Source organism: Bradyrhizobium sp. SZCCT0148 (assembly GCF_018129985.1).
Classification (GTDB): Bacteria; Pseudomonadota; Alphaproteobacteria; order Rhizobiales; family Xanthobacteraceae; genus Bradyrhizobium; species Bradyrhizobium japonicum_H.
The window spans coordinates 1-22,878 of sequence record NZ_JAFCKT010000030.1 but is presented as its reverse complement, the minus strand read 5'-3'; the positions used below and the strand labels follow the sequence as shown (position 1 = coordinate 22,878).

The 22,878-nt window shown below is 58.6% G+C and carries 17 protein-coding genes and 1 pseudogene; 14 read left to right on the top strand and 4 right to left on the bottom strand.

Translation table 11 applies throughout. From position 1 onward, the window contains the following. Positions 1-688: 688 nt before the first annotated feature. The 3 genes and pseudogenes from JQ580_RS33275 to JQ580_RS34285 all read right to left on the bottom strand — a co-directional run. On the bottom strand, positions 689-865 hold the full coding sequence (locus JQ580_RS33275) for a DUF3606 domain-containing protein (protein WP_212285530.1): 177 nt from the start codon (positions 863-865) through the stop codon (positions 689-691). 184 nt (positions 866-1,049) lie between these two features. After that, complete coding sequence (locus JQ580_RS34050) at positions 1,050-1,358, bottom strand: ATP dependent DNA ligase (protein WP_311982633.1); 309 nt, start codon at positions 1,356-1,358, stop codon at positions 1,050-1,052. A gap of 125 nt (positions 1,359-1,483) precedes the next feature. Next, positions 1,484-1,900, bottom strand: a pseudogene (locus tag JQ580_RS34285) (ATP-dependent DNA ligase); the annotation flags it as partial. A 594-nt stretch (positions 1,901-2,494) separates the two neighbouring features. Here JQ580_RS34285 and JQ580_RS33265 point away from each other — a divergent pair. From JQ580_RS33265 to JQ580_RS33235, 7 genes are all read left to right on the top strand, one after another. Beyond that, entirely contained in the window at positions 2,495-4,174 is a 1,680-nt protein-coding gene (locus tag JQ580_RS33265) for a DNA polymerase/3'-5' exonuclease PolX (RefSeq protein ID WP_212285528.1), read from the top strand. Further along, positions 4,174-4,737 (top strand): MOSC domain-containing protein, encoded by a 564-nt coding sequence (locus tag JQ580_RS33260; protein ID WP_212285526.1) that lies wholly within the window; start codon positions 4,174-4,176, stop codon positions 4,735-4,737. Before JQ580_RS33265 ends, JQ580_RS33260 begins: the two co-directional genes overlap by 1 nt. 12 nt (positions 4,738-4,749) lie before the next feature. Beyond that, the gene (ligD, locus tag JQ580_RS33255) at positions 4,750-5,697 is read left to right on the top strand and encodes a non-homologous end-joining DNA ligase (protein ID WP_212285524.1); all 948 of its coding nucleotides are present in this window, start codon (positions 4,750-4,752) and stop codon (positions 5,695-5,697) included. A 357-nt stretch (positions 5,698-6,054) separates the two neighbouring features. Next, positions 6,055-7,284, top strand: coding sequence for an ABC transporter substrate-binding protein (locus tag JQ580_RS33250; RefSeq protein WP_212285522.1), 1,230 nt, complete (start codon positions 6,055-6,057; stop codon positions 7,282-7,284). Positions 7,285-7,519: 235 nt separating this feature from the next. Continuing rightward, on the top strand, positions 7,520-9,673 hold the full coding sequence (locus JQ580_RS33245; RefSeq protein WP_212285520.1) for a hybrid sensor histidine kinase/response regulator: 2,154 nt from the start codon (positions 7,520-7,522) through the stop codon (positions 9,671-9,673). Positions 9,674-10,262: 589 nt separating this feature from the next. After that, positions 10,263-11,030, top strand: a complete 768-nt coding sequence (locus JQ580_RS33240) for an RICIN domain-containing protein (RefSeq protein WP_212285518.1) — start codon at positions 10,263-10,265, stop codon at positions 11,028-11,030. Positions 11,031-12,567: 1,537 nt separating this feature from the next. Continuing rightward, a complete protein-coding gene (locus JQ580_RS33235; protein ID WP_212285516.1) occupies positions 12,568-12,735 on the top strand; it encodes a hypothetical protein in 168 nt (55 codons plus the stop codon). Positions 12,736-12,785: 50 nt separating this feature from the next. Here JQ580_RS33235 and JQ580_RS33230 read toward each other — a convergent pair whose 3' ends face one another. Then, positions 12,786-15,575 (bottom strand): ATP-binding protein, encoded by a 2,790-nt coding sequence (locus tag JQ580_RS33230; protein WP_212285514.1) that lies wholly within the window; start codon positions 15,573-15,575, stop codon positions 12,786-12,788. A gap of 275 nt (positions 15,576-15,850) precedes the next feature. Between JQ580_RS33230 and JQ580_RS33225 the strand changes: the two genes are divergently transcribed. The 7 genes from JQ580_RS33225 (at position 15,851) to JQ580_RS33195 (ending at position 21,811) form a co-directional block, all read left to right on the top strand. After that, a complete protein-coding gene (locus tag JQ580_RS33225) occupies positions 15,851-17,185 on the top strand; it encodes a Dyp-type peroxidase (protein ID WP_212285512.1) in 1,335 nt (444 codons plus the stop codon). Positions 17,186-17,398: 213 nt separating this feature from the next. Next, positions 17,399-17,872 carry a hypothetical protein gene (locus JQ580_RS33220; RefSeq protein ID WP_212285510.1) on the top strand — a complete coding sequence of 158 codons (474 nt, stop codon included), beginning with the start codon at positions 17,399-17,401 and terminating at the stop codon, positions 17,870-17,872. Between the two features lie 24 nt (positions 17,873-17,896). Next, the gene (locus JQ580_RS33215; protein ID WP_212285508.1) at positions 17,897-18,874 is read left to right on the top strand and encodes a catalase family peroxidase; all 978 of its coding nucleotides are present in this window, start codon (positions 17,897-17,899) and stop codon (positions 18,872-18,874) included. Between the two features lie 303 nt (positions 18,875-19,177). Continuing rightward, positions 19,178-20,017 carry an alpha/beta hydrolase gene (locus JQ580_RS33210; protein ID WP_212285506.1) on the top strand — a complete coding sequence of 280 codons (840 nt, stop codon included), beginning with the start codon at positions 19,178-19,180 and terminating at the stop codon, positions 20,015-20,017. Positions 20,018-20,190: 173 nt separating this feature from the next. Then, positions 20,191-20,454, top strand: a complete 264-nt coding sequence (locus tag JQ580_RS33205; RefSeq protein ID WP_249134624.1) for a hypothetical protein — start codon at positions 20,191-20,193, stop codon at positions 20,452-20,454. A 62-nt stretch (positions 20,455-20,516) separates the two neighbouring features. Continuing rightward, positions 20,517-20,963 (top strand): hypothetical protein, encoded by a 447-nt coding sequence (locus JQ580_RS33200; protein WP_212285504.1) that lies wholly within the window; start codon positions 20,517-20,519, stop codon positions 20,961-20,963. A 509-nt stretch (positions 20,964-21,472) separates the two neighbouring features. Then, the gene (locus tag JQ580_RS33195) at positions 21,473-21,811 is read left to right on the top strand and encodes an MmcQ/YjbR family DNA-binding protein (protein ID WP_212285502.1); all 339 of its coding nucleotides are present in this window, start codon (positions 21,473-21,475) and stop codon (positions 21,809-21,811) included. Positions 21,812-22,878 lie beyond the last annotated feature (1,067 nt).

Sequence of the window (22,878 nt, the reverse complement as noted above, 5' to 3'; positions counted from 1 at the left end):
TAGTTTCATTTTCGGAACCGGCGAAAAATGCTCGCCGTGCCGTTTTTTCCCGAATAGGCTTCCGATCACCGGGGCTGGCTTCATATCTCACTTAGAAATTTTCACCCGGATTTTTTAACAGGCGCGGGCCGCAGCGAAATGAACCTCCGCTGCAGCCTTCGCGTGTGGGCCCACTACGAAGCCATTTTGCGCCCTCGATGAAGTTATCCTGAAACAGGCAGGGTTGAAGCTAAGCGGCATCAAACGTGGAGCTCCCGCCATGTTAATCCTCATGAACCTGATTTGGCGCCGACTTGCCTACACGATGCTGATCGGGATGCGCTCTAGACTCGTGCGGCAGTAAGGGTGAAGGCAGCTTCTTTCAGACCCTGTGGCGCTTGGTCCTTTGCAGCTGCCTGCGGGTCGTATCCAATACGGGAGCTTTGGTAGCTACCACTAGGACAAGAAAAACCCGCCAGCTCCGGTAGCTAGCGGGTTCTCTCTATACGCCCATGCGTACCGCGGTACTCTTCACCAATCCGCGATGGAGCCCATTGTAGCGCTAAGCAGTTGACACGCCGTTGCGCTCGCCAGCGGCCAGCTGGGCCGCTGGCCCCAGGGTTACGATCAAACGCATTCAACCGGCTCGTTGTCAGGTAAAAGCGCACGGGCCTTGCTCTTAGAGTCGCAAGCCTACCGAGAGCCTCGGTTACGCTGCCAATTCTTTGCGAACCGCGGCGGCGGAATTACCTACCTTGTCGACGACCTTCTGCAACTCGTCTTTCGAGACACCAAGCTGTTTGGTCCAATACTTGACCTCGAACTCTTCATGCATGTTGATCTTGCTCCGGTCGCGCTGGTCCCGCTTAGTGAGATTGTCGCTCATGTTCGTCTTCCATCACCTGTAAGAGCCGTTCATTGTTGAGAACGGCCATAAGATCATTGATCGTCTTCTCACAGTCCTTCGGGCCGGGCTCGACATAGCGGGCCAGAATGGCTTGGGCTTCTCTCATCGCCTGGGCTACGCGATCCGGCACCCGTTACTCCAAATACTCGTTGAGAAAACGCCGTCAGGAACGCCGCGTTCCCCTGCTCAGCCCTTTGAAAGAGCTGGCCCGCAGCAGACCTTCGGAGGTGATGTCACGGTACTCGATGTCGGCATAGAACTTGGGTTCGACCCACGTGGCCTTAGGCTTCCTGATGGTCTTGGTCAGCTTCTGTTTCGGACTTACCACGGTGTCGAGCGCCTTGCGGATCTGCGCCGAGGTGGTTCGGCTCCATCCCGTCCCGACCTTTCCCATGTAGACCAGATTCTTGCCTTCCTTCTTGCCCAGATAGAGCGCGGCCACGCCGGATGGGTTCTTGATGAAGCCAACCACGGGAAACTTTCCCTTCTGAACGACCTTGATCTTCTGCCAAACCTCCGCCCGATCCGATCGGTTGGGGCATCCACCCGCTTGGAGACGATGCCTTCGTAATTCAGCCTGCTGGCTGCGGCGAACAAAGCCTGGCCGTCCCCTTCGTGGTGCTCGCTATAGATGACGGGCTCCTTGAGGTCGTGCTTCTCAATCAAATCCTTGAGCAGCCTCTTCCGCTCGATTTGTGGCTCTTTCCGCACATCCCTGCCGTCTAGCCATAGGAGATCGAAAGCGAAGTATACCAGTCGATCCTGATCACCTCTGCCAAGGTCTGCCTGCAGCTCGGAGAAGTTCGTGCGCCCATCATGGATGACGACGACCTCGCCGTCGACGATGGCCTGTCCTTCGATACCGAAGGCGCCCGCGATCCTTGAGAACTTATTGACCCAATTGTAGCCGTTGCGGGTGTAGGCCCGGCGGTCGTCACCGTCGATCCGGAGCTGGATGCGGTAGCCATCGTATTTGACTTCATGAATCCATGGAGATCCCGAAGGGGCCTTCATCTTCAGGGTCGCCAACTGGGGTTCGATGAACCCCGGCATTGTAGAGACCTCGGTCCTGTCGGCCGGATCCGCCTGGGTACGCTTTGCCACGCTACTCAACTCACAAAAATCCCGCCGCCGGGTTGGGGCCGACGGCGGGCAGTCTACCTATCTCAATCAACGAATCTCGCAACTTCGAAAGCGGCGAGGAGTTCCAGCGACCGCACTGTTCGCAAGGTTTCGGGTTTTGCGCCTCAGGCCTCGACGGGCGCCAATGGGCGATCCAGTCCTTCTCAGAGCACATCGAACTCTCGGCTAGAGCCGGCGTTTACTGATATCATGTCAGACGCATTCGACTATTTCCGCGCTTACGCCGTCCGAGCTCTCTGCAAGGCGAGATTGATGCCGCGGGGCAAAGTGAAGCATCTGCAACTGATGGCCGGCCGGATCTACAATCTCCTTAAGAAGGAGGCTGCCTACGGCCCTAATGTCCAGCACCTTGAGGACTTTCGCGCAGCCCAGAAGCTCGAGGCCTCTCTCGATCGGCCAAGTGATCGCTCCGGCGGTCGCCTTGCTCCGGCGGCGCCGCAAAGCTCGGACCGGGAGGCTGGCTGAATGCCCTCGCTTGACGCGCGCGCTGTCTCAAGTCTTCTGCGGGAGTACGCGCAGCGCACCGCTTTGCGAGGTGGCAATCCCTACCGGGCGAAAGCCTACTTCCGGGCCGCCGACAACCTGGCCGCCCTAGCCGTTCCTCTGAACGTGCTTGTCGCCGAAGATCGACTTACTGAGATCCCGGGCGTCGGCGATGCCATTGCCGACATCATCGCCAAGGTTCACAAGACGGGCAGTCATCCCAGCCTCGAGAGGCTGCGGAAGGAGATTCCCGCCGGCGTGCTCGAGATGCTCGCTGTACCCGGCCTTCGTCCGGAGAAGGTGCTGCGCCTGTACAAGGATCTCGGCATCGGCTCGCTCTTGGAGTTGGAGGCCGCCGCCAAGGATGATCGCATCAAGAAGGCGAAAGGACTCGGCGCCGCGCTGCAGACCAAGATCCTGCAGAACCTCGCGATTGCCAAAAGCGGAGAAGGCCGCCTCCACCTGCACCGCGCTGCTGCGCTGCTCACGCATGCGAAGGACTCGATCCGCAAGCACCGCCCCGAACTCAAGCGTGTGACGATCGCCGGCGATTTCCGCCGCGGCTGCGAACTTGTTGGCGATCTCGCGATCGTTGCGGAAGCTGCCAAGCCGGACAAGTCATCGACGCCATCGGCCGACGGGCTGCAAATTCGAGTGTCCGACCGCAAGCACTTTGGCGCCGCCCTTCTCTTCGCCACCGGCTCCGCCGCACATATCGAGCAGCTCCAAGCCTTGGCTGCCGAGAAGGGCATGCGGTTAGAGGCCGACGGTCTGCACAAGGGCCGCACGCTGGTCGCCGGCGAGGAGGCCGACATCTACCAGGCTCTCGGCTTGCCCCTCATAGATCCGGAACTCCGGGAGGGGCGCGGCGAGATCGAGGCGGCTCTGAAAGGCAAGCTCCCCAAGCTCGTCACCGACCAGGACCTGCGCGGCATCCTGCACTGCCACACCGATGCCTCCGACGGTGCCGAGACACTGGAGACCATGGCCAAGGCCACGCGTCAGCGGGGCTTCGAGTATTTCGGCGTGGCCGACCATTCCAAATCCGCCCACTATGCCGGCGGTCTCTCCGTTGAGGAGATCGCGCAGCAGCATCAGGAAGCCGATCGATTGAACAAGCGCTTCGTCAAGGACTTCCGGATCCTCAAGGGTATCGAAACCGACGTCCTGGCGGACGGGTCGCTCGACTATGACGATGACGTTCTAGAGCGCTTCGATTTCGTGGTCGCCAGCATTCACGGCCGCTTCAAACTGGACCGCAAGGCGCAGACGCAGCGCCTGCTTCGGGCTATTTCCAACCCTCACACCACCATCATCGGCCATATGACGGGGCGACAGCTCCAGCGGCGGCCGGGCTATGAAATTGACGTCGAAAAGGTGCTACAGGCCTGCGCCAAGCACGACGTCGTCGTTGAGATCAATGCCCATCCATGGCGGCTCGACCTCGATTGGCGATGGCATCAGGCGGCCCTCGATATCGGCTGCATGCTGAGCATCAATCCGGACGCGCACTCGATTTCCGAACTCGACCACATGCACTGGGGGGTCCTGATGGCCCGGAAGGGCGGCGTCCCTGCCGACCGGATCCTGAATGCAATGACGCTCCAGGAGATCACGCGCTACCTGCGTCAGAAGCGGCGCTCGCTCGCCCGAGCCGCCTGATGTCGCAGGGGTACGATCTTGGGCTCGAGGGCAGGGTTGTGGCGGTCGCCGCCGATCGGGGGCATCACTTCAGCAAACCAACTCAGGAGCGCATAATCCTGGTGAAAGGCCACGGCGTCGAAGGCGACGCCCACGCCGGCCCGTTCGTTCGGCACCGCTATTTGGCACGCCGCCAGCCCCGCCTGCGCAATCTCCGGCAGGTCCACCTGATCCCATCCGAACTCTTCCCGTCTCTCGTCGAAGCTGGCTTCGAGGTCGGCGCCGGCGACCTCGGCGAGAATGTCACCACCTCGGGATTGGCCCTCGAACGGATGCCGCTCGGGACCCTGATCAAGCTCGGACCGTCCGCGGTCGTTGAGCTGACGGGCCTCCGGACGCCCTGCGTCTTGATCGACCGTTTCCGAGCCGGCCTCAAGCGGCAGGTGCTCTCGTCGGCGGGAACGGGCCCTCCGTTCAAATCCGGGGTGCTGGGCGTGGTACAGGCCGGCGGGACAGTCGCGGCTGGTGATGCTGCGCGGGTTCGCCTTCCTTCTTCCTCGTTTCGGCCTTTGCCGGCCCTATAGAGCGCCCCTGCCATGGCCCGAAAATCGACCTTGCCTCTTCGCTTGCAGCCCATGCTGGCCACGCTGACGGATGCGCCGTTCGACGATCCCGATTGGGTCTTCGAGGACAAGTTCGATGGTTTCCGGATGGTTGCGGAGATCCGGCGTGGTCGGGTCGCGCTCTACAGCCGCAATGGAAAGATCATCAGCCACTCCTACGTCGAGGTCGCGAAAGCGCTAGAGGGCGCGAAGGCCGACGCCGTGATCGATGGCGAACTCATCGCAATCGGCAAGGACGGCGCATCCCATTTCCAGTTGCTTCAGAATGCCCTGCGCCATGAGGCCAAGCTCTTGTACTGCGCGTTCGATCTCATGTTCGCGGACGGCGAGGATCTGCGCGCGCTGCCGCTCTTGGAGCGCAAGAAGCGGCTTAAGGCCATCCTGCCGCGCCACAAGCTGATCGCGTTCAGCAACCACCGCAAAGGCAACGGAACGAAGTTTTTCGCAGAAGCCGAGCGAAGGCATCTCGAAGGCATCATGGCCAAGCGCGCCGACAGCCCGTACGCGTCCGGACGCCGGACCGCGGATTGGCTGAAGGTGAAGACCGCGCAGCGGCAGGAGGTCGTGATCGCTGGCTTCACGGCGCCGAGGCGAACTCGGCCGTTCTTCGGCGCTCTCGTGCTGGCCGTACGCGACGACGATGGGTGGCGGTACATCGGCCACGTCGGCACTGGTTTCAGCCACCAGGTTCTGGAAGAGCTTCACGGCAAGCTCGTGAAGCTCAGGACGGCCAAGTCGCCCTTTGCCGCCAAGGTGAAGGACGAGCAAGTCACGACCTGGGTGCGTCCTTCGTTGGTCGCGGAAGTGAAGTTCGCGGAGTGGACCAGCAAGGGCGAACTGCGCCAGCCGGTCTATCTCGGCCTGCGGTCCGACAAGAAGGCCAAGGACGTCGTTCGCGAAAAGAGTCGTTCACGACAATAATGCGCCGCATGAGCGGTCAGCCGGCGGCCCGCTCGGATAACCAGAACGGCAAAGTAACCCAAGCGCCTTCGCACGGGTCCGAACGATCTCGGGTCCAAAAGACAAAGCCTAGCGGTTGCCACCGGTGCAAGTGGCTATGGCGCTTGGCATCTCCGCCACGCACCAATAGGCCGTCCTTGGTCGCTTGGCCACTCCTCGTCGGCCGATATTCCAAGATGAGGAATTGTGCGCTGCGCCTTGGACTGGAGTTAGATGGAACTTCTATCGGCGCCTAGCGCCACCTGTGTTGTCGTGCATACTCAAGAGCCCGGCCGAGAAGCCCGTAAAGGAAGAGCCGGACGTTTTGGGAGGACAAGGATGCGTAGTGATTACGTTAAGTCCGCTTGTTCGGCTGCCATCACGCTGGCAACTTTTCTGACTTTAACAGCCGCCGCCAATGCGCAGAAAAAATACGATCCTGGGGCAAGCGATACCGAGATCAAAGTTGGCAATATCATGCCGTACTCAGGTCCAGCATCGGCTTACGCCACAATCGGCAAAACAGAGGCTGCTTACTTTAACAAAATCAACTCTGAAGGCGGCATCAATGGCCGAAAGATCAATTTCATCTCTTATGACGACACCTACAGCCCGCCGAAGACGGTTGAGCAGGCCCGCAAGCTAGTAGAAAGCGATGAGGTATTGCTTATTTTCAATCCTCTCGGGACGCCAGGCAACACCGCAATTCAGAAATACATGAACGCGAAGAAGGTCCCGCAGCTATTCGTGTCGACAGGCGCTGCCAAGTGGAATGATCCGAAGAACTTTCCTTGGACGATGGGATGGCAGCCAAGCTATCAAGTCGAGGCTCGAATTTATGGCAAGTACATCCTCCAGAATTATCCGGGGAAGACCATCGGGGTTCTCTACCAGAACGACGATTTCGGAAAGGATTACGTAGTTGGGCTGAAGGACGGGCTCGGTGATCAAGCCGGTAAGCTCATCGTCGTGGAGGCGCCGTACGAAACGAGTTCGCCAACGGTCGATTCTCAGATCGTCCAAATCAAAGGATCAAATCCTGACATCTTCGTCAACATCGCGACTCCGAAGTTTGCTGCTCAGGCCATTAAGAAGATCGCTGAACTAAACTGGCACCCAGTGCAGTTTTTGACTAACGTTTCTGGCTCTATTGGAGGTGTAATCAAGCCTGCCGGCTACGAGGCAGCCCAGGGGATTCTCTCAACAGCGTACTTGAAAGATCCAAAGGACGCCGAGTGGAAAACGGACCCTGCGATGAACGAGTGGCGAGCGTTCATGACCAAGTGGTATCCCGAAGGTGATCTTGACGACTCTGCCACCGTATTTGGCTATGGCGTCGCAAAGGGGTTGGAGCAGGTGCTGCGGCAGTGCGGCGACAACCTCACTCGTGAGAATATTATGAAGCAGGCCGCCAGTCTCGATTTCGAAATCGGCATTTATCTACCTGGAACCAAGATCAGGACCGGCCCGAGCGACTTTGCGCCCATCGAACAGCTTCAAATGATGCGCTTCAAAGGCGAGAGCTGGGAGCGGTTTGGCCCAATCATGAGCGGTGAGCGCGCCTCTTGAGCGGTGCAAACATGGCTCGCCTCTGCTCCAAGGAGTGGATGCGAGCCATGACGTCTATGACGCACGAAATGTGCAAGCCCAATTTCTGAGAGGGAGTGCGAGATTTGGACTTACAAATCGCGGTTTGCCGGACAGAGTCACAGGGTCGTTGGAACCGAGATCATACTGGAATCGGCCACGAAAGATGACTAAGGAGATATCTAAGTTTGCGGCTCCTGGGGAGGCATATTAGGCGATGAAGCAGCGGAAAGATGCAGCCCTCCGATGGCTGTGGTTTTCGCTGGCGGCCTCCGTCATTGCTCCAGCCCTGGTGTTCGCATATGCGGCATACTTTGCTTACCAGGATGCGTTTGAACTGGCAGACGAGCGGATCGAACGCAGTTTGGAGGTATCAGCGGAGCAGGCTCTTCGAGTGTTTCGCTCCATCAACGTGACTTTGGACAGTATTGACCAGATCACTCGCGGCAAGACGGACTCGACAATCAAGGATTCCGGCGCTGAGCTAAGTGAGCGCCTGAAGCAGTTTGCGCATTCGTTTCCAGACATTAGTTCAATTTGGGTACTCGACCGCAATGGCGATGCACTACTCTCGTCTCGGTTTTTTCCAGTCCCGCCTGCTTTCAACGCACCAGAGCGATCTCACCTGAAGGCCGAGCTGGCTCAAGGCGAGCAAGCCTACATTGGGCGCGTCGTCAGCATTGCTCTGACCGGTGCAATCCTCTTTCCGGTGAGCAAACGACGGCACGATAGCTCAGGCACTTTCAACGGTTACACTCTGATCTCTGTCTTACCCTCGGCTTTCGAAAATCTCTATGCAACGTTGCGCGGCAAGTCGAGCGCAAGCTTTGCCCTGATTAGAGAAGACGGTGCTGTTCTCGCCCGTCACCCGATCGCGGCTCGTCCTGGCATCGTGCTGGATCCGTCGAGTGGCTTTGGTCAGCTGATCAAAGGTAGTCCGGAGGGGGGAAGATATACGACGGTATCGAACGTGGATGGACTAGAACGCCGTTTTGCAGTCAGAAGGCTTGCGGGACTGCCTGTGTATGTTTCTTCCAGCATGGAAACGTTGGAGATAAGAAACGCTTGGCTCCACCAAGTAGGTGGGTATCTGGCCATCGGCGCACCCGCCCTTGCTCTGGTCTGCTTTTTCATTTTCCTCACTGCCCGCAGCACAGCGGCGTTTTATGCAGAGGCAGAGCGTCGAGAGACGCTGGAGCAGGAGATGCGTCGCTCACAACGGATTGAGGCTATCGGTCAGCTCACTGGCGGTATTGCACACGATTTCAACAATTTGCTTACAATCATCATTGGCAATCTGCAGATGGCGAGCCGCAGGGTCGCTGACGAGAAGCCAAGAGCCATGCTGGAAAATGCGCAAAAGGGCGCGTTGAGGGCGGCCGAACTCACCAAGCGCCTTCTGGCCTTCTCTCGGAAGCAAGCACTCGATCCAAAACCGGTTGACCTGAACAGGCTTGTTCAGAATTTGGCGGACATGCTGGCTCGAACGCTTGGCGAGACCATCTCAATCGAAATGATCCTCGCGCTAGATCTGTGGGAAACGCAGGCCGACATCACTGAATTGGAATCTGCGCTTCTGAACTTAGCGCTTAACGCCCGAGACGCGATGCCGAATGGAGGCACGCTTACGTTGGAAACGGCAAACGAGTTCCTGGATGAGCACTTTTCCGTAGCAACTCATCGAGTAAATTCCGCCGAATACGTGTCTGTTTCGGTTAAGGACACAGGGGCGGGTATGGCCCCGGAGGTGTCTGATAAAGCTTTCGAACCCTTCTTCACAACCAAACCGCCGGGCATGGGAACCGGTCTCGGACTGAGCCAGGTCTATGGTTTCGTAAAGCAAAGCCATGGTGACGTTAAAATCACCTCAGCGCCAGGTGCTGGCACGACGGTCACGATTTATCTGCCACGACGGAGGGACGTCAGCGAACCAGCGCCCATCGAACGGGCAATCGAGGGAGCTCCTCGCGGGCATGGCCAACGTGTGCTTGTTACAGAGGATGATGAGGGCGTGCGGCAGTTCGTAACCGACACGTTGGTCGAGCTAGGCTATGAAGTCATGCAGGCAGAGGATGGCGATGCCGCGCTTAACTTGCTCGCCACCACAAGCGAGGTGGACCTGCTCCTGACCGACGTCGTGATGCCAGGCATGAATGGACGCGATTTAGCTGACGAAGCCCGGCGTCGCCGGCCTGGTCTCAAAGTGCTCTACATGACCGGTTACTCTCGTGACGCCATCGTTCATCAGGGTAGACTCGATCCCGGAGTTTCTCTGGTCCAAAAGCCGTTTACCCAGAGCGACCTCGCCCGGAGAGTGCAGAGTGTTTTACAGTCAGTGGAAACGAGGGCCAGCCTAGGTCCCCTCACCTAGCTCGAAATCTCTGTCAGTCAGCGAACCGGGACCGCAGCTTTGTAAGCCGGTGTCCGCTCGGCTGATCGAGTCAGAGCTGAGCCTTTGGCTGGCTTCTTCAATACTTCAATTGAGGATTAGGCTTCGAGCGCAGAGCGAACGATCAGCAGATTGGCGAAAACCCTTTTGACTGACGGGCGACGTGAACCCGCCCCACTGCCTCTGGACCACCGTGGCAAAGATTGTCGGGTTTTATCTGGTGGCTCACCAAGACCTTGTTTTTGAGGAGCGGCGCCACCCTCATCGTTTTTCCATCGCAAAATGCATCGGCCCACCAATTCAAGGGCTGTGCAAACGATCTTTGCTCACTCTTGTCCATCGCTCGCTCCGCGCCAGCATTGGTGTGAATGGGTTCACAGACCAAACGCGGCGCTGGATGTATTCTTCTCGGATACATCTAGGAGTCGAAGTTGATCATGGCAGCGTTGACGAAGCTCCTATCGGACCGAGTGGAATAGATTTCCAGGCGGGTTCGCCCGCGCTTGCTAACCCCGCCCAAGCGTCAATCTGTCGTCGGATCGAGATAGCCGCCCGTCGGAGTGAACACACGATGCAACACAAGACCGAATATCTCGTCCTCGGAATGCTCAGCTTTACGCTGGCGTGGCTTTCGCCCAATGGGGCTTCGGCGTTCGAAGATGTCAATATGGGGACAGAAATCTCGGTCGAGGGCGGGCATATCGTGGCGCGTTGGAGCACAAGAGGCTTTCATCACTACAACATTCGCTGGTCGGCGAATGGCGGGCCTGAAAAGCAAGTTGAGCGCGATGGTGACAAGACCTTCGTTTACTTAACTCCTTACCAGCCTGGCGTCCTGTATTCGATTTCCGTTCAGGGCTGCGACAAAAGCTTTGCGAGTAGTTCGAAATGCACGAGCTGGGACGGAGCATCATGTGGCAACCCGCGTCATCCGTGCGCTGGTCCTATTCCAATGCCAATCAAAAGCCGCGGCGGGCTGTGCCTCGATGTCGATGCGCCAAACCAGCGTGTGAATGGTGGACGCGTCCAGGTGTGGGCCTGCAACGGTTCGGACCAGCAGCTTTGGTCGATCGATGGTGGGCGCATCGTCAGCCTTGCCGGCAAATGCCTCGATGCGCATCTGCCGGACATCCACAAGAACGGCGCCAGAATCCAGGTTTGGGACTGCAATAATAGCGTGCAGCAGACCTGGAGGCAGGATGGGCTGGAGCTGCGCAGCGGCGGCGGCAAGTGTCTCGACGTCCATGCACCGATGCTGCGTCAGAACGGCGGCATCGTGCAGCTTTGGGACTGCAACCGCACAATTCAGCAAAGCTGGAGTCAACCGGGACTCTTGTAGAGCCTGTCGATGGCTCGTTCGAAACCGATCGCCCGCTTGCGGGGCCCTCAGCTTATGCGATCCCGGGGCGGCGTCCCTGCAATTGAAGCTTGCTCCACTTCGTAACGACACAGGAGGCATTCTTGGCTGCATCATACTCGTCTGGCTGGACTTGGTGTCACCGCTGCCAAGTTTTATTTTCCGGGCCGCCTAACGGGGCGTGTCCGGCTGGTGGTGCTCATGACGGCTCAACAAGCGCGAGCTATTTCATGCTGCACATCGAGCACAACACGGCTGGCCCAAACCAGCAAGCCGAGTGGCGCCTGTGTAGAAAATGCCGAGGGCTCTTTTTTGGCCCCGGCGCGGCTAGCAGTTCATGTTCGGCGGGCGGACATCATAGGATTGATGGGAGTTCAAACTTCGCTGTGCAAGTTGACGATGGAAAGACGCCCTCAAACCAGCAAGGCTGGAGATCGTGTAAAAAATGCCAAACGCTATTTTACGGTGGCAATGCTTCACCTCGTCCATGTCCCGCCGGTGCGGCGCATGACCCATCGACAAGCTGGCACTATAATTTGCCCTTCGTGGGGGTGCCGTGGATTGGTACTTACGCATTCGATGGCGGCCTCAGGGTTCAAGGGTCAAATTACACTCGAGGCGGTCAAGTTGATGTGTTGACGATGCTCAGCAATGGCCGTCAACATCATGTCGAGCGCGTGACAGCGATCGAAAACCAAGCGGCGCCTGGGGGATGGATTACCGCTGCGACCAATTCTTTATCCTCACCCGGCAGACCAGGACAATATAACGGATACGTCCAAGCTCATGATCTCAAGAGTAACAAGTGGTCACCCAAGTTACCAATAGTGATCTCCCAACGCATCGATTAGAATGGGTGTTTCCTGCAAAGGCGGTGTTTGAGTTCAAAAAGCGGACATTGCCGGACGTCCGAGTCACCTCGGGAGGTGCCAAGTGCGTATCAGGCGAAACGTGCGTGAGCCCGCGCAGGCATTGTTTCATGCCTCCACCTCGGCAGTCGGCCGCTGACCGAGTTTTTCCATAACAACTGATATCCGAATCTGTTCAGATGCTGGGGGCAGCTTTCCCGCGGCGCGCCCCGCTTCGATGTCGGCTCTTAGGATCAACGCTACGAAGGGGAGCGCTGGTCTTAAAGACCAATCGCAGCTTAACGCTCGAGGCTCCTTTCAATCCCGACTGGGTAAAGACTGCGAGGGACCAAGGCACTACTGAAACTACATTCTCAGTTCGCCGTCAAATGGCTCAAGGCGTTTCCGAAAGCCGAGCCTTGCCGATCCGCCGCCGTCTGTGGAGCGGTTTGCCAAGAGCTGTTGGGAGTTTAACTGCATCGCAAGTTGAGTCATCGGCAATTGAGCGAGCTGCTCAAAATGAGCAGCTCGCTCAAGGACGAAAGGACGCACAACTATTCTCGGCGAGCATACTCAAGCTGTGATAGCTTTCTGCGATGACTGAACGACTCGCGGCCTAGATCAGTGACTGAGAGACGATTGCGCTCCCGCCTGGACAAGGGGAGAGTGCCATGTGCGAGAAATGTGCTGAAATCGATGGGATGGTCTCGCAGTGGAGATTTATTCAATCATCAGCTACTGAGCCCCTGGCGATCGAATTGCTTCGCATCGACATCGACGAACTCATTCGTCAAAAACGAGAGCTGCACGACGATCCGAAAACCGCGGCCGAAGAGTAGCTCTACGATGAGACGGCTGGCAGATGTGGTTGTACGCCGGACTGATTCTGCTATTCGAAAGCGGCAGGTCCCGCTCGGCGGCGCTTGCTGGTCGTTTTGGTCAGGACCATGCGGGCCGCACGAACGTCGGCGAACCGCGCCGCGTTGTCCATGTGAGTAAGGGCCGACCTTATCAAAGGCGCGGCTTCGTTCGGGGGCATGAGGCGTGCCAGAGACGTTGCAGCTCGGAGCGCCCAAAGCCTGCTCCCTTGCGCCTCCGCAATCGACAGGGCCCGCACAAACATCGCCCGTGCCGTCTCTTCATCGTTCAATCCCAATTGCACTTCGCCATGTGCCCGTAGGATCTCGGCAGTCGCCCAGTGGGTCTCTTGTGCCAGCACGCGCTTCACAGCCTCTTTGTCGCAAAGCGCCGCGCAAGTTGTAATGAACATGTCCTTGTCGTGCGGCAGCGGGGGCGGCATCTGGCCGAGAGCCGTCGGTTGGGACAGCCTCCCGGTGCGCCGGTCTACAATCGTCGAAAACCAAAGCGCAAGTTCCCCCATATAAGTGAAGCGGTTTTCCGATGCCTCGCGGGCGAGCAGGTCGACATAGTGCCGGGCAAGATCGTTCTCCCCAAGCCAGAGTGACACGGGGCAGGCCGCGCTGCTGAGAACATAACAAAAAGAGGCAGGATTGCGCAGCCGCTCCCCGTCCACCACTGCTTCCGCGATCAACGCTAATGACTCTTCCAGCCGGCCCTGAATTGCCAGCGTCAAAGCATGATTCCCGCGCGCCACCGTCGAATGATTGTATCGCAGCACTGCCCCATAAGCCGTGCGATCAGTGAGGTCTGCGACGAGCTCGGCGCCGATCGCCGCAGATTCTGCGAGCCGGCCCACCCGGAACGTCATCAAGGCGACTACCCGCCGGGCGAAGTCTCGGAGATCGGGATTCGGATCGGATGCCGTCGGCTCCAGCATCTGCCGCGCAAGAACCAAGGAACCGGGATGATCGCCCATAATTCCTCGCTGACCTGAAAGCAGCCACAGTCCCGTCGCGCGAGCCAAGGGGTCGCCGATCTTCTCGCCAATACGCCGGACCTGTTCAGCTGCACGCACGAACTTCTCGCCAGGTCGGTCGGCATTGAACGCCAGCACGCAAAGGCCGATTTGAAGCTGGATCTCCTCCGCCCCGCCTGCTTCCCCCAAGGCGTTGAGCGTAACCAGCGCCCGCTCCAGCCAGCGATTGTACTCGGCGAACTGCGCCAGTCCGGTCCAAAGCGGGGCGGAGGCAATGGTAAGCCTGACGCCCAACCTTTGATCGCCGGCTTCCCCGAGCGACCATATTAGCGCCGCGCGGACATCATCGATCGCTGGGCCATAACGTTCCCACCAAGTCGCGCGCTCGAGGCGTAGCCAATCGTCCTGCGCCCGCTCGAGCAGGCTGCGGACCCACTCCGCGTGTCGGCGCGCGGCAATTTCCGCCTGCCCGGAGGCTTCGAGCTTGCGCCGTGCATAGACTTTGGTCGTTTCAAGAAGACGGTAGGCCACGCCCGGCAGAGCGGGCTCGATCACCAACAACGATTTCGCTGCAAGCTGCAGGACAGCATATTCGGTCTCTTGCTCTCCGCAATCGTCCAGAGCAGCGACTTGTACGGCTGCGGCCAGATCGAAAGAGGATCGAAAGCAGCCGAGTGAACTCAAGACCGTCCGCTCGGCAGACGGAAGCAGTTCGAAACTCCAGTCAAGCATAGCATCGAGTGTTTCATGCCGCGCCAGCGTTCGGCGGCCAAATGCCAATAGCGACAGTCGCTGCGTCAGTTCGCTCGACAGCTGATCTATACCGACCAGTGGCACCGCGGCGGCCGCCAATTCAAGGGCGAGCGGCAATCCGTCGAGAGAGCGACAAATGTTCACGATCTGCTTCGCATTATCTTCGTTGATCGCAAACGCGCCGGCGCTGGCCTGCGCACGCTCGACGAATAGCGTCGCAGCTGGGCTGTCGGCTATTGCCTCGATCTTGTCGGTCATGGCGGGAACAGGAAGTGGCTGAATATAGAATTGCACTTCGCCCGGCACCCGCAACGGCTCTCGGCTGGTCGCGAGCAGCTTTACGCGCCGGCACGACTGAAGAATCGCTTCGGCGGCCCGAGCGGTGATGTCGATCAGATGCTCGCAGTTATCGAGCAGCAGGAGCAATTCGGCGTCGCGAATGGAATCAATCAGTACCGCCGGTGTCGCTTCGCTTCCCATCGGGCTCTGCAGGGCGGCGGCCACCGCAGTCGTGACATGCTCGACCGAGGCGCAATTCGTTAGGTCGACGAAGCAGGTGGTGATGCTGGTGGCAAATTTGCTCAGCGCCGCGAGCGCGACGCTAGTCTTGCCGATACCTCCGGGCCCAACGACCGTGACGAGCCGGTGTCGGTCGACGCTCTCCATCACCGAGGCCACGCAGTCCGCACGACCGATCAGTCGGTTGACGGAAAGGGGAAGCGGAAGCGGACGGAGCCCAAAGCCAGTCCCCGCATCCGGGGGGAGTGAGAGTTCGACCGTAACATCGGCATTTAGCCGATAACCGCGGCCGGGAACGTTCGTAATTTCGACTCCGCCAGCCTTAGCTGTCCGCAAGGCTCGACGGATCGCGGTTAAGTGCACCCGCAGATTGTTGTCCTGAATGAACAGGTTCGGCCAGACATGGCTGGTGATTTCTTGGACGGAGACGACGGTGCCGGCCCGTTCTGCCAGCAGCGCCAAGATCGAGATCGCACGCGACCCCAAGCTGACCGGAACGCCGGAGTTCAGTAGCTGCCCCCGCTCCGCACGAAGCTCGAATGCGCCGAAACGGAAGATCCTTTCGGTCATCACCACCGCGAAAAAGCTCGACTCTCTCGCCCCCGCTAATTCGTTGACGGTCTGCGTATACGCGAATTAGCGGCTCTTGGCACCTCTTAATTCGGAAGTGGCGTCCGATTCCGCTATCGACTGCGATCAGAACGGAGGTGAGGCGTGGCACCACACAAGCCACTTCGAGGCTCCGAAAACAATGAACGTCACGTCCGATCAATCGGTGCACGCCACACCAGTTTGTCAATTGCCGTGCAACCCTAACGATTGATTTAGAAGCGGAGCACCAAGACATGAACCTCGAACTGCATGACATCCAGGGCACCGTCCTGAATAACCGTCCGATGCCGTACTTCGGTTCGTATGTCGCCTTCCGTATCAACGAGGCCAATGCCGCGCGGGCGATGTTGCGGCGGCTAATTCAAAACGTGTCGTCAGCGGCCGATTGGGCGGCGCCAAAAGATAATGCCTGGCTCAACGTCGCGTTTACCTGGGAAGGTCTCCGCCGGCTTGGCCTCAGCCAAGAGATTCTTCAGGGATTCCCAATCGAATTCCGTCAAGGCATGGCGGCGCGTGCCGCGTTTCTTGGCGACGTCGGACGAAGCGCTCCAGAATTGTGGGATTTTCCTCACGGAAATAATGGATTCCATGCCGGTCTCCTGATCATGGCAAGCACATCGGAGGGTAGGGACGACAAGTTGGCGATTGGCCACCGCGCACTCGAGGGATTGAAAGGGGTCGAAGTAACAGCGCGCCTCGACGTCGGAGTGCCGCCAACGCTGCGTGAACACTTCGGCTTCGCCGACGGCATAAGCCGCCCGTTCATCGAGGGTCAGGGCGGCGAGCCGCTTCCTGGACAGGGCACGCCGACTAAGGCCGGAGAGTTCATCCTGGGATACGAAAACGAACTCGGCGAGTTAGCGAAAGGCCCGGGCCCAGAGGCGTTGTGGCGCAATGGCACGTACATTGCCATCCGCAAGATCTATCAAGACGTCGCAGCGTTTCGGCAATACCTGCAACAGTGCGCAACGGATAGCGCGGGTCAAGAGCGGGTTGCAGCGAAGATGATGGGCCGCTGGCGCAGCGGATGTCCCCTTGCGCTCTCGCCAGACGTCGACGATCCGTCGATCGTCGCCGACCCGAAGCGAAACAACGATTTCGCTTACTTCGATGATGATCGGAACGGCCGGAAGACCCCAGTCGGCTGTCACATTCGGCGCGTCAATCCACGCGATGGTCTCAAAGATACTATGGCTAACGCGCGACTGCATCGCTTGGTGAGGCGAGGCGCGGCCTATGGACCCACCCTGGCTGAGGGCGTTACGGAGGATGACGGGCAGGATCGTGGGATCGTTCTGGGTCTCATCAACGCCAATCCAGGACGGCAGTTCGAATTCGTCCAATCTCAGTGGGTGAACGACGGCGACTTTCAGTCGCAAGGGAGGCGCACCGACCCGATCGTTGGCCGCCGCGATACATCTGATGACTTTGCCTACCCTGAGAAGCCGGTTCGCCGGCGCCTCACGCGCTTGCCAGAATTTACCGCGACTCGCGGTGGTGAGCACGTCTTTCTGCCCGGCCTTGGCGGCCTGCGATGGTTGGCAGAAATGAGGGATGACAATCCCTGATCATAAGCGCGACTCCTCGCGAGACACAGGCACGGACTACGTCCGTTTCTTCTCTGCGAATTCGACGTACTTTGTAACGCTACTCGCCGAAGCACGACCCAATGCTCAAGCGAGCCCAAAGCGGAACAGCAACGGCATCGCAAATCGCGCGGATCCAATCAGCACACTTCATCAAAGGAGACGGTAATGGCTACACAATCAAAGGAGACGGTAATGAGCACTCAGCAAGCAGCGATCTCAAGGCCTGGCACGCGAAAGGGAGTTTGGAACGAGTTCACGGTGATCATGCCGCTGAAGCCGGGCGGCGCCGAGCGCATGCGCGCGCGCTTCGGCGGATTCACCGACGAGCGTAGCAAGAACACCGACCGTATCGGTACTGTGCACGATCTGCGCTTCGTAATCTTCGACAACGACACTAGGTGTATTTTCGCGTCGACCTTCGACGGGGAATGGGAAACGTATATCGACGACTTTGCCACGATCATTCCAGACGAAATCGATCTTTTGTTTGAGGAGGTCGTCGACTACCCGGGGGTACGCAGCCCCGGCATCAAAAACTTCATCGCGAAGCACCAGGTTTCGGCGATGGCCTTCTACGGCGCCTATACCGATGCGTCTGTGCGCGACGTGTGGAAGGCGCTGAAGGTCAAGAAGGCGCTCGACGAAATGCTCGATGCTGCCAACTGACCAGAGAAGACCAGGAGTATCGACATGAACAGTCACCAGTACCGCCTCGCGACACAGCTCGTGGAGCTGATCCACAAATCTCAGGGGTTTCATCCTGGGTATCGGGGAATCCATGCGCAAGGTCGCTATTACATAGGGACATTTACGGCGGCTCCGGAGGCTCGGCAAATCAGCCGCGCGGTGCACTTTCAAGGACAACCTGTGCCGGTGACCGTGCGCCATTCTAACAGTCCGTCGGGGAATCCGTTCGGGCCAGCCGGCTCGGTCTCGATGGCCACGCGGTTCTATCTACCTGATGGTACAGTCACCGATCTAATCGCCCTGCCAATTACGGTGTTCTTCACTCGGACGCCGGAGGAGTTGCTCGCGCTCGGCCAGGCCGCCCTAGATCCTGCAACCGGCAAGCCTGATCCGGCCAGGCTCGGGCAATTCCTCTCTACCCGTCCGTGGGTCGCCCACGCCGTCGGGCTGAGGCAGCGTCTTCCGGCCGCCGTGAGCTTTGCCCGCACTTCGTTCCATGCCCTCCACGCGTTCCGCTTCGTGAATGCCGCCGAGGAAGCGGTGTACGCACGCTATCACTGGGAACCCGAAGCAGGCGTCGCAAGCCAATCATTGGAAGATCTCCAGAAACTGCCGCCCTCTTACCTTTTCGAGGAGCTTGAGGAACGCCTACGCCAAGGGCCGGTCAATTTCGACCTGGTACTGCAATTGGCGGGGCCGGGCGATCCAACAGACGACCCGAATGCTCCATGGCCCGACGACCGTCCACGCGTGAGAGTCGGGCGGCTCACGATGACGCGCCCTACGACGACCGAGGAGATCGGCGATCCGGTGATGATGCACGACCCTACTCGCGTCACGGATGGCATCGAGCTTTCGGATGATCCCATTCTCGCGGCGCGCCGCGGCATCTATGAGGTCTCAGTCGCCCATCGCACGGGCGGATGGAAGGGACACCAAGCCGCGCTAGATCGCGCCGGGTGCCCCTTTGGAGGCGGCTGACTGTAAACACGTTATGTGACTACCCCGTGAGATCAACCGATCGGTGATGCAGGTTAGCTCGAATGGGTAGGTTAGAGGGTGTTGGCAGTGATGCGTTCGCCTCGCTGTTTTCGAGCACCTTCTACCATAGTCAGCTTCCGCTAAACGGGCGTTTGTCCGTGATCAATCTCCTTATTGAACGACCTGTCTGAACACCATTCTGGAGACAATCTCGTGCAATCCTCTTTCTCGTCCCCTCTCATTGCTGCGACTGGAGTCACAGCATCGGCGGGGGCTCCAGCCGAGAGCCCACGCTTAGCTGCGATGCCGCCACCGAACCAGGCCGGCTCCATCCCGCTTTACGCGGAATTTCCACAGATCACTCAACAAGAGATATGGGAGCGGTCGTACCGTGGTGAGCCTTGGGTACGCAACGTATCAACTCCCACATTGATACCTGTCCTGCCTGATCCGGGCGTGGGTAATGGTGTCGCCGTCGTGATCGCGCCCGGCGGTGCTTTCCGAGCACTGTCGGTCACCAATGAGGGACTGATGGTGGCGCGTTGGCTTGCCGATCGCGGTATCGCCGCCTTTGTTCTGAAATATCGGCTTGAACCCACACCTCCTGACCCAGCCGAATATCAGGCCCTCTTGAACGAGTTTCAGCGACGCTTCGCAACGGGCGAGGTTACCGCGGCTGATCTGGATGTGCCGCGGGAGGCTCTCGCTGATGGCCAGGCGGCGGTTCGCCTGGTTCGGGCGCGGGCCTCAGAGTGGAACATAGACCCAGAGAGGGTTGGTTTCATGGGCTTCTCGGCCGGAGCCATGACTGCAGTCGCGGTGGCGATCGAGAGTTCGCCAGCCGCGCGGCCGGATTTTGTCCTAACGATTTACCCATCGATGCTCCCTGTAGATGTGCCAGCCGATGCCCCGCCCATGTTTCTTGTGCTCGCGTCCGACGATCCCCTGTTCGGCAATCAGGGATACGGGCTGATTGAGTCCTGGAAGGCCGCAGGTTGTGAAGTCGAATTCCATTTGTTCGAGCGTGGAGGTCACGGCTTTGGAATGCGCCGTCAGGACCTGACTTCCGACCGTTGGCCACGGCTTCTACAGGAGTGGATGCACATGCACGGTTGGGCGCCGTCGGCTGACAAAACGGCTTAGCTCTAATGCTGCCCGAGCAGGCGAACGTAGACGGTTCCGCGCGCTAGCATTCCCGCTCTCCCTCAAGGCCGCCACGACGCGGAGATAAGGTGCTTCGCCAATGCATGACTTCTATTAATCCATCGTCACCGTCGCATGGTGAATCCCACCAGGCGCATCAATGGAGTACCAGCATGACTAAACAGAGAAGCGACATGTATCAAAACACGATCCGAAATGCCCTATCCTGCAGTGCCGTCGGCCTGCTTATGCTCGCTGCCACGTCTGCCAACGCCCAAGAGGGAACTCTGGCGCAAAGCAACGCGTGCAAGCCGGACGTCTTCCGACTGTGCAGCAATTTCATCCCAAATCCGACGGCGATCACCAGTTGTTTGGAACGCAACCGAGCCAATCTCAGCCAGGCCTGTCACGCCGTCTTCTCGCCGCCGGCGAAATAGGCCGGGCGACTATCGCTCCCGGCGTCGTCTGAACCGATATCAACCAAAGGCAAATATCAAGCATGGATACCGCACTTTTATCAGGCCTGTCCGCGCTTGCGGGATCGGTCTTTGGCGGGCTGACGTCTGGACTAGCCAATTGGCTCAATCAGCGCGCGCAGGCCAAATCAGGTATGCGCGCGCATGAACTTCAACGTAGAGAGGATCTCTATAGAGATTTCATCACTGCGGCATCGAAGGCTTACAGCGGAGCCATTCTAAGCAATGAGCCCCACGTACAAGATTTAGTCGCCCTGTACGCGATGATCAGCACGATGCGCACGCTATCGTCTCTCGAGATCGTAGAGTGCGCCGAGCGCATCATGCAGGTTACGGTCGCGACGTACCAAGCGCCGAACCACGACGTTTTCGAATTCCATGAATTGATTCGACTAGGCGGGACCATTGATCCCTTGAAGGAATTTAGCGACGCGGCGAAAGCCGAACTGCGGCTCCTTGCGCAAACGTAGTCGCCTCTACGGCGTGTCCACCAGATAAAGGATTATGAGCCATGTTCGTCCTCGCCGTAGCTGCTTTTTACCTTTTACGCCGTTGGAGACGGAGCGGAACTCCTGCTCTTATGCCTACTCTGATCGTTGCACGATACCGTCGGCGAAAGCTGCATCGCTCGCGATCTCGTCGCTCGCCAGCGCAGTCCGCATCGTATCTTGGTCTTCCGCGCGTGCCGGCCTAGTTGCGAGAAACCAGCAAGCGCACTGTTCAGCAATAAACAAAGGTTGAGCTATTAGACTGCGCGAACATTAGGGCTGGCAGCGCCAGGATCTCTGCTTGGTCGCCCCGACAGGCCAATTGGATGATATCAGGTTCTGGCCCGATTGTTAGCTCGGGCAGCATCCCGCGTTGTCGGCTTACGGAGTCAGACCGGAAATGGCCGACCGACCTTCTAAGGGCTTGACCTTGCGTGAAGAGCCAAGAGTCGGCTAGACCCTCGGGGAGCTGTTCTTTCACGAGCCGTCCGATGGCCACTAGCGCAGACCTTCGCCGCCTAGCGCTGTCGCTGTCCGAGACGACGGAGGCACCGCACTCTGATCGCGCCGCTTTCAAGGTGGCCCGGATTTACGTAACCCTCGCCGCCGATGGCAAGACGGCCAACTTCAAGTTCACGCCGGACGAGCAGGAGTTCAAATGCCTCACGGCGCCGGAGGCGTTCGCTCCGGTGCCGAACGCTTGGGGAAAGCAAGGTTGGACCACGGCAATACTGGCGAAGCTGACCCAGGGCGAGCTGACGTCGGCACTGGAGATAGCGTGGCGCCAGGCTCTACCGAAAGTGCGGAAGTCAAAGCGCGACGGAGCGTAGCGTGGCCCTCAAGTGCGCTGAGATGGCGCCCTAGTCGGACGTCGTTCGATTCGACCCCGAAATTTGAGGGCGAGATTGTCTCCTGCTGGACCGGATAAAAAATTCAGGCGGCATCCGCGTTATCGGCTTACGTAGCTAAGTCGGAAATGACCGAACGGCGCTTATGGCCCGTGGCTGACCCTAGACCAAAGGGCACGATGGTGTCTGCTTCCGTCGGGTGACCCGACCAAACTCATGCTGGCTAATGAGGGCCACTTTTGACCCAAAGCGGACCTCTGTTCGGCCTTGTGGATTTTACGGTCCGGTATTTTCCGGACTACTCGACGAGCTCTAAAGCTTATACTTTTGTCGTCTCATTGACTGCTTGAGCTTCTACAAAATTTCATGGCGTTGCCGAAATCATACTCCGGGTTTCACTGCGGTATCCACTATGGTGTGAAACGCATCAGCGTTGATCGATGGCAATACTCGTTCGGCTTGGACGGTGTGACAAGAGCCGGCTCGGTAAGGCCCGACTTGGGCTATTGGCAGTGCGCCGAGGGAAGACGCCTATTGATTGCACTAAACGGAACATGTCGGTTGTCCAGGCTGATGTGGGGCAGGGATCCAAGTGAAAACGCAGCTTCCGGACACACCCGATTTAGACTTACTTCATTCCGAAGTTGCGCATTGCAGACGGCAACTCGAAGATCTCAACGCAATGGTAAATTCGCTATTGGTGGCAAGCCCGGCTGATAATTCTGCTTTAAAACAAGCGGCTCGCAGGATGCGAGACATTGCTAAGCGCCTCGCGGACACAACGCAAGCGATTGCTAAAGCATCGAAAGCTTTTCCTAGAAAGGCCAATTGAGAGAAAAGGAATCGTCTGACAGCGTATCGGCGGTGGACCAGACGCGGACTCGCGCTTGCTTCAACCGCCATCTTATGCATGACGCGAGCGAATTAGAAAGTTGGGCCTTGGGCCGGCCAAGTGCGTCCTACGGGCTACTTAATAACGGCTTTTGCACTGCCAGTTTGACCGGTTGCGAAGCCACCGTCTCATTAGAACCGGAAAACTCTGCTTGGGC